Consider the following 7,154-nt stretch of genomic DNA (forward strand, 5'->3'; position numbering starts at 1 on the left):
ACCGCTCGGTCCCCAGGGTAGAACCCCCTGCTGGCAGGATGGACGGGTGGCACTGACACGACGGGCGCTGATCATGCTAGGGGCCGCCGCGACGCTGTCCGCGCCGTCGCTGGCGGCCTGCGGATCCAGCCTGTCCGGCGTCCAACTGCGGGTGGCCACCGGCGGCACCGGCGGCGTGTACTACACGCTGGGCTCGAAGCTGGCCGACGCCTGGGCGAGCCGGCTCGGGGTGGCCAAGAAGGTGCTCCAGACCAGCGGCTCGGTGCAGAACCTGGCCGCGCTGCACAAGAACACCGCCGACGTCGCGTTCGTGGCCGCCGACGCCGCGGCCAAGGACGGCGCGAAGGGTCTGCGCGCGCTGGCCCGCATCTACGACGACTACATCCAGGTGCTGGTGCGCAACGACTCGAAGATCAACTCGTTGGCCGACCTGCGCGGGCACGCGGTGTCCATCGGCAGCGACCAGTCCGGCGTCAAGGTCGTCGCGCTGAACCTGCTGACCACCGCCGGGCTGCCGGACACCAGCCCCACCTACTTCCAGGACACGCTGCACGACTCGCTGACCTACCTGGTCGCCGGCCAGCGTGACGCGCTGTTCTGGTCCGGCGGGCTGCCCACGCCGGACATCACCAAAACCATGAAGTCGCATCCCGACGTGCCGCTGCGCATGCTGGACCTGTCCACGGTCGACCGCGCCAACCTGCCCTACTACAACGTGGAGACGGTGCCGCAGACCTCGTACCCGCTGCTGGCCCGGTCCGACAAGGCGGTGAGCACGCTGGCCGTGCACAACCTGCTGATGGTGCGCGAGGACATGCCCGACGACGAGGCCGAAGCGCTGGTGCGGACCCTGTTCGAAGTGCAGCCCGACCTGGCGACCGACTCCGACCAGGTGGTGTCCCTGGCGGCGCAGCTGATCGACCCCCGCTCCGCCATCGAGACCGCCCCCATCGACCTCCACCCCGGCGCCCTCTCCTACTACCGCTCCGCGAAGGTCTGACGCTTGGAAGGGGGCTTTCCTCCACTCGGAGTGGAGGAAAGCCCCCTTCCCAGCGGCTGGTGTCATGAAGGGCCCCTTACTGACGTTGGGCGTCATGATGGGGCCCTTCATGACGTTCAACGTGAGGATCGGTCCCTTGATCTTGGGCTAGAGGGCCGGGAGGTCGAAGGAGACGCGGAGGCCGCCGCCCTCGGGCAGGTCGAGTTCGACGGCGCCGCCGACTCGTTCCACGATCAGCCGGACGATGGCCAGCCCCAGGCCGGAGCCGCGCACGTTCTGGTGGGCGGCGCTGCGCCAGAATCGGTCGGTGGCCCGGTCCAGCTCCTCCGGTTGCAGGCCAGGCCCGTGGTCGCGCACGGCCAGCCGGACCCGGCTGTCCTGGCGGCGCACCTCGACCCGGACCAGCGAGTCGTCCTCGGTGAACTTCAAGGCGTTGTCCAGCAACGCGTCCAGCACGGTCTCCACGCCGCGCGGCGGCGCGAGCGCGGTCCCGCCCGGCTCGCCGTCCAGCACGAGGGCGACGCCCTTGGCCGTGGCCACCGCCTGCCAGGCCCGCAGCCGGGAGCTCACGGCCTGGTCCACGTCGACCGGGATGGGGTCGACGCTGGAGGACTCGGCCCTGGCCATGGCCAGCAGCTCGTCCAGGATCCGGTTGAGCCGGTCCGCCTCCTCCAGCGCGGCGGCCTGCTGCTCCTGCACGTCCGGATCGACGTGACCCTCCAGATTGGACAGACGAATGCGCAGCGCGGTCAACGGGTTGCGCAGCTGGTGCGAGGCGTCGGCGACGAAGGCCCGCTGCGCGGCGAGCACGTCGCTGACGCTGACCGCCATCTGGTCGAAGGACCGGGTGAGCCGGCGCAGCTCGGGCGGCCCGATGTCGCCGCCGACCGGATCCACCTCGCGCCCGTTGACGATCGCCGGCAGCAGCGCGGCGGTGGCGCTGTCCAGCAACAGGACCGGCCGCAGCATCCAGCGCACCAGCGGCAGCGCGACCAGCACGGCCAGCCCGACCGACAGCGCGCCGCCGACCAGGATCGCCGCCCAGGACAGCCAGATCTGCGTGCGGGTGTGCTCGGTCGGCGAGGACGTGACGACGATGCCGCGCACCTCGCCGTTGACCAGCACCGGCTCGGCCACCACCAGCGGCGCGCTGTTCCACGGCATCAGCAGCGCCCCCTGCTGGGTGCCCCGGCCGGCGCGGGCGTTCACCAGATCGTCACGGATCACCGAGTTGGTCGGGTCGATCCGCGAGCCGGCCTGGGCCAGCGCCCGGAACGAGCCGTCGGGGGCCTGGTCGCCGCGGTCGAACACGGCGACCGCGATGCCGTAGACGTCGTGGTAGCTGGTCAACTGGTCGTTCAGGCCCGGATCGGCGCCGCCCTGCTCCAGCAGCCGCTGCGACAGCGAGGCGTACCGGCTGGTGTCGGCCGCCCGGTCCACGAACAGCACGCTCTGGAAGTTCTGCGCGAACGTCAGCGCCAGCGGAATGCCCAGGCCCAGGACCAGGATGGCGACGACGATGACGAAGCTGCCGAGCAGCCGGGTGCGCACCTCAGCCCGCTCCGGCCCCGGCCTGGCCCTCGGCGGTGAGCCGGTAGCCGACCCCGCGCACGGTCTCCACCAGCGCCGGCCGGCCCAGCTTGGTGCGCAGGGTGGCCACGTGCACGTCCAGCGTCCGGTTGGCGCCGGCCCAGCTGCGGCCCCACACCTCGGCGATGATCCGCTCCCGGGTGCAGACCGCGCCGCCCGCGCCCACCACCAGCGCCAACACCTGGAACTCCTTGCGGGACAGGGTGATCGGCTCGTCGGCCACGGTCACCTGGTGCCGCACCAGGTCGATGTGCACGTCGCCGACCTGCACCACGCCGGCGGTGCCGCCGCCGGCCCCGGGCACCGCGTCGCCGCGGCGGCGGCGCACCGCGTGCACCCGGGCCACCAGCTCGCCCACGTCGTAGGGCTTGACCAGGTAGTCGTCGGCCCCGGCGTGCAGGCCGAGGATCCGGTCGTCCACCTCGCCGCGGGCCGACACCACGATGATGGCCACGTCGCTGGCCGCCCGGACCTGGCGGCACAGCGTGATGCCGTCGATGTCGGGCAGGCCGAGGTCCAACAGCACGACGTCGACCCCGGTGAGCCGGTCCAGCACGCCCCGCCCGGTGGCCAGCCGCTCCACCGTCAGTCCGCGCCGGGCCAGGGCCGGCAGCAGCGCGTCGGCGACCCGGTCGTCGTCCTCGACGAGCAGTACCCGCACCTGTGGCACCTCCCCGTGTCCGCCCCGGCCGTGCGGCGCGGGATGAGGGTCCAACTCTAGGTGGCTGGGGTCACACGCTCGGCGGCGGTCCCGGCCCCCCATTGCTCCGAACGAGTGAAGCGCTCCGGTTCGACGGTCAAGAGTTTGCCGACTCTTTACACTCGCTCCATTGACCCGCCGACGTGTCGATCCCTCCACTATGGACACGCCGGGCGATGTCGAGCGTCCGTCACAGCCGGGTCGGGCGGCCGCTAGGCTGCGTGACGCACCTGCAACCCTAAGTCTTGGTCAAGCCGCCTGGACTGGTGTCGACGGTGGCCCCTAGGTTTCCGCCAACACCCGCCCCTTTGCTGTGCTGGAGGATCGATGTCTGCTGCCGGCGCGACGCCGCCGATGATCAGGATGGCGGGCGTGGACAAGTTCTTCGGCCCGCTGCACGTGCTCAAGGGCATCGACCTGGAGGTGCCCAAGGGCCAGGTCGTGGTCGTGCTCGGCCCGTCCGGCTCCGGCAAGTCGACGCTGTGCCGCACGATCAACCGCCTGGAGCCGATCGACAGCGGCGCCATCGAGGTGGACGGCCAGCCGGTGCCGGCCGAGGGCAAGGCGCTGGCCCGGCTGCGCGCCGACGTGGGCATGGTTTTCCAGTCGTTCAACCTGTTCGCGCACAAGACGATCATCGAGAACGTCATGCTGGCGCCGGTGAAGGTGCGCGGCACGGCCTCGGCCCAGGCCCGCAAGTCCGGCATGGAGCTGCTGGAGCGGGTCGGCATCGCCAACCAGGCCGAGAAGTACCCGGCCCAGCTGTCCGGCGGTCAGCAGCAGCGGGCGGCGATCGCCCGCGCGCTGAACATGAAGCCCAAGGTGATGCTGTTCGACGAGCCCACCTCGGCGCTGGACCCCGAGGTCGTCAACGAGGTGCTGGACGTGATGACGTCGCTGGCCCGCGACGGCATGACGATGCTGGTGGTCACGCACGAGATGGGCTTCGCCCGCCGCGCGTCCGACCGCGTGGTGTTCATGGCCGACGGCGAGATCGTCGAGGACGCCGCCACCGAGGACTTCTTCACCGCGCCCAAGTCCGAGCGGGCGCGCGACTTCCTCGGCAAGATCCTCAGCCACTGATTTGCCCACTGTCCGAGAGGAACGAGACATCATGCGGTTGAGCCCGGTTCTGCGCGCAGGCGCACTGGTGGCCGCGCTGGCCCTGGCCGTGACCGCCTGCGGTGGGAAGAGCCAGCAGGCGGCGGCCGGCGGCGACTCCCTCGTCGACCGAGCCAAGGCGGCCAACAAGCTGACCATCGGCATCAAGTTCGACCAGCCCGGTATCGGCCTGAAGACCGGCGACACCTACACCGGCTTCGACATCGACGTGGCCAACTACGTGGCCCAGAAGATGGGCGTCGACCCGAAGAACATCACCTTCAAGCAGGCGCCGTCGGCCCAGCGCGAGGACCTCATCGCCCAGGGCGACGTGGACCTGGTGATCGCCAGCTACACGATCAACGACAACCGCAAGCAGAAGGTCTCCTTCGCCGGCCCGTACTTCGTCGCCGGGCAGGACCTGCTGGTCAAGTCGGACAACACCTCGATCACCGGGCCGGACTCGCTCAACGGCAAGAAGCTGTGCTCGGTGAGCGGCTCGACCTCGGCGCAGACCGTGAAGACCAAGTGGGCCAACGACGTGTCGCTGCAGCAGTACGGCGGCTACTCCGAGTGCATCACCGGCCTGCTCAACGGCACGATCGACGCGATCACCACCGACAACGTCATCCTGCAGGGCTACGCCTCGCAGCCGGCCAACGTCGGCAAGCTCAAGGTCGTGGGCAAGACCTTCACCTCGGAGCCGTACGGCATCGGCTTCAAGAAGGGCGACACCAAGACCCAGCAGGCCATCGACGGCTACATCCAGAACATGGAGCAGGACGGCTCCTGGGCCGCCGCGCTGAAGAAGAACTTCGGCGCGGACTACAAGGTCCCGGACGCCCCCGCGATCACCGAGAAGTGATGGTCTAGCCGCGAGGCCGCGCCGGCGCCTGGACTGTCGCCGGATTTCGATCGCCGCTCCCGACGCAACCCACCACGTGCGCCGATGCGGCGATCGAAATCCGGCTAAGGAAGGCACCGGTCACGAGCGGCCTCGCCCGCGCGGAACGCGCGGAGAAAACGGAGGGCTTGCAGGTGGACTTCCTGAGCCACTACGACCTGCTCGGTGCGTTCTGGACCACCGTGCAGCTCACGTTCTGGTCGGCGATCGGGGCCCTGGTCTGGGGCATCGTGCTGGCCGGCATGCGGGTCAGCCCGGTGTGGCTGATGCGGGCCTTCGCCACGGCCTACGTCAACGTCGTGCGCAACACCCCGCTGACGCTGCTGGTGGTGGGCGCCTCGCTGGGCCTGTACCAGGCGCTCGGGGTCTCGCTGACCACCGACACCACCACCTCGGCGCTGGACATCACCAACTTCCGGCTGTCGGTGCTGGCGTTCGTGCTCTACACCGGCACGTTCGTGGCCGAGGCCGTGCGCTCGGGCATCAACACCGTGCCGGTCGGCCAGGCCGAGGCGTCCCGCGCGCTGGGCCTGGGCTTCATGCAGACGCTGACCATCGTGGTGCTGCCGCAGGCGCTGCGCTCGGTGGTGGCGCCGCTGGCCAGCGTGCTGATCGCGCTGACCAAGAACACCACCATCGCCAGCGCCATCGGCGTGGCCGAGGCCTCGCTGCTGATGAAGGAGATGCTGGAGAACGAGGGCCAGGCTGGCCTGCTGGTGTTCTCCGTCTTCGCGCTCGGCTTCGTGATCCTGACCCTCCCGATCGGCCTGCTGCTGGGCTGGCTGTCCAACAAGGTGGCGGTGAAGCGATGAGCAGCGCGCCCTCGGTCCTCTATGACGCGCCCGGCCCGAAGGCCAAGGCCCGCAACGCGGTCTACACCGTGGTGTTCCTGGTGGCGCTGGCCGCCGTGGCCTGGCTGGTGTTCTCGGCGCTGAACGACAAGGGCCAGTTCACCGCCAGGATGTGGAACCCGTTCCTGGAGGGCGACACCTGGACCGAGTACCTCATCCCCGGCCTGGGCACCACGCTGCTGGCCGCCGTGCTGGCCATCGTCATCGCGCTGCCGCTGGGCGCGGTCTTCGGCATCGCCCGGCTGTCCGAGCACGCCTGGATCCGGGTGCCGGCCGGCGTGATCGTCGAGCTGTGCCGGGCCATCCCGGTGCTGATGCTGATGCTGTTCGCCAATTTCTTCTACGTCTGGTACACCGACATCGACTCCGACATCCGGCCGCTGTTCGCCGTGGTGACGGGTCTGGTGCTGTACAACGGCTCCGTGCTGGCCGAGGTGTTCCGGGCCGGCATCTCCTCGCTGCCGCGCGGCCAGTCCGAGGCCGCGTACGCGCTGGGGCTGCGCAAGGTGCAGACCATGATGACGATCCTGCTGCCGCAGGCCGTCACCGTGATGCTGCCGGCCATCGTCAGCCAGCTGGTGGTCGTCGTGAAGGACACCGCCCTGGGCAGCACCATCCTGTCCTTCTCGGACCTGCTGTCCAACTACCGCGTCCTGGCCGCCAACTTCGGCAACACCATCCCGACGCTGATCGTCATCGGCGTGATCTACGTGGTGGTCAACTGGGTGGTCACCCGCCTGGCCGCCCTGCTGGAGCAGCGCCTGTCCCGCCGCGGCCGCACCGCCGCCAAGCCCACCGCCACTCCGACGGCCGACCTCCCCGTCACCACCGACGCCCTGTAGGTACCGGGGTCTGTGGTTGTGGTTCGGGTGCCCGCGCCGCGCGGTTGCCGTGAGGTGGGGTTTGCTTTTGCGGGGTGGGGGTTGTTGTGTGGTTGGGGGTGGGGTGGGGCGGTGGGTTGGTGGCTCCGGGTGGATTTTGTGTGGAGGCCTCTGGGCGATGGCGTAT

At 70.0% G+C, this 7,154-nt stretch carries 7 protein-coding genes; 5 read left to right on the forward strand and 2 right to left on the reverse strand.

What is annotated here, in order from left to right; translation table 11 throughout:
- Positions 1-46 precede the first annotated feature (46 nt).
- The gene (locus ACIG5F_RS37460; protein WP_396524752.1) at positions 47-1,000 is read left to right on the forward strand and encodes a TAXI family TRAP transporter solute-binding subunit; all 954 of its coding nucleotides are present in this window, start codon (positions 47-49) and stop codon (positions 998-1,000) included.
- A 147-nt stretch (positions 1,001-1,147) separates the two neighbouring features.
- Here ACIG5F_RS37460 and ACIG5F_RS37465 read toward each other — a convergent pair whose 3' ends face one another.
- Both ACIG5F_RS37465 and ACIG5F_RS37470 read right to left on the reverse strand, forming a co-directional pair.
- Positions 1,148-2,551 (reverse strand): sensor histidine kinase, encoded by a 1,404-nt coding sequence (locus ACIG5F_RS37465; RefSeq protein WP_396524753.1) that lies wholly within the window; start codon positions 2,549-2,551, stop codon positions 1,148-1,150.
- A gap of 1 nt (position 2,552) precedes the next feature.
- Complete coding sequence (locus ACIG5F_RS37470) at positions 2,553-3,251, reverse strand: response regulator transcription factor (RefSeq protein ID WP_396524754.1); 699 nt, start codon at positions 3,249-3,251, stop codon at positions 2,553-2,555.
- 393 nt (positions 3,252-3,644) lie between these two features.
- On the opposite strand from ACIG5F_RS37470, the gene ACIG5F_RS37475 reads away from it, so the two are divergent.
- From ACIG5F_RS37475 to ACIG5F_RS37490, 4 genes are all read left to right on the forward strand, one after another.
- A complete protein-coding gene (locus ACIG5F_RS37475; protein ID WP_396524761.1) occupies positions 3,645-4,373 on the forward strand; it encodes an amino acid ABC transporter ATP-binding protein in 729 nt (242 codons plus the stop codon).
- Between the two features lie 31 nt (positions 4,374-4,404).
- Positions 4,405-5,256, forward strand: coding sequence for a glutamate ABC transporter substrate-binding protein (locus ACIG5F_RS37480; RefSeq protein ID WP_396524755.1), 852 nt, complete (start codon positions 4,405-4,407; stop codon positions 5,254-5,256).
- Between the two features lie 173 nt (positions 5,257-5,429).
- A complete protein-coding gene (locus tag ACIG5F_RS37485) occupies positions 5,430-6,107 on the forward strand; it encodes an amino acid ABC transporter permease (RefSeq protein ID WP_396524756.1) in 678 nt (225 codons plus the stop codon).
- Positions 6,104-6,988: an amino acid ABC transporter permease gene (locus ACIG5F_RS37490; protein WP_396524757.1), complete on the forward strand. Its 885-nt coding sequence runs from the start codon at positions 6,104-6,106 to the stop codon at positions 6,986-6,988. The genes ACIG5F_RS37485 and ACIG5F_RS37490 overlap by 4 nt, the downstream gene beginning before the upstream one ends.
- Positions 6,989-7,154 lie beyond the last annotated feature (166 nt).

The organism is Kutzneria sp. NPDC052558 (assembly GCF_044547355.1).
Classification (GTDB): Bacteria; Actinomycetota; Actinomycetes; order Mycobacteriales; family Pseudonocardiaceae; genus Kutzneria.

What these genes read in the sequence shown, in the direction of transcription:
- ACIG5F_RS37475 (WP_396524761.1), top strand. Translation starts at nt 3,645, where the DNA reads ATGATCAGGATGGCGGGCGTGGACAAGTTCTTCGGCCCGCTGCACGTG.
- ACIG5F_RS37480 (WP_396524755.1), top strand. Translation starts at nt 4,405, where the DNA reads ATGCGGTTGAGCCCGGTTCTGCGCGCAGGCGCACTGGTGGCCGCGCTG.
- ACIG5F_RS37490 (WP_396524757.1), top strand. Translation starts at nt 6,104, where the DNA reads ATGAGCAGCGCGCCCTCGGTCCTCTATGACGCGCCCGGCCCGAAGGCC.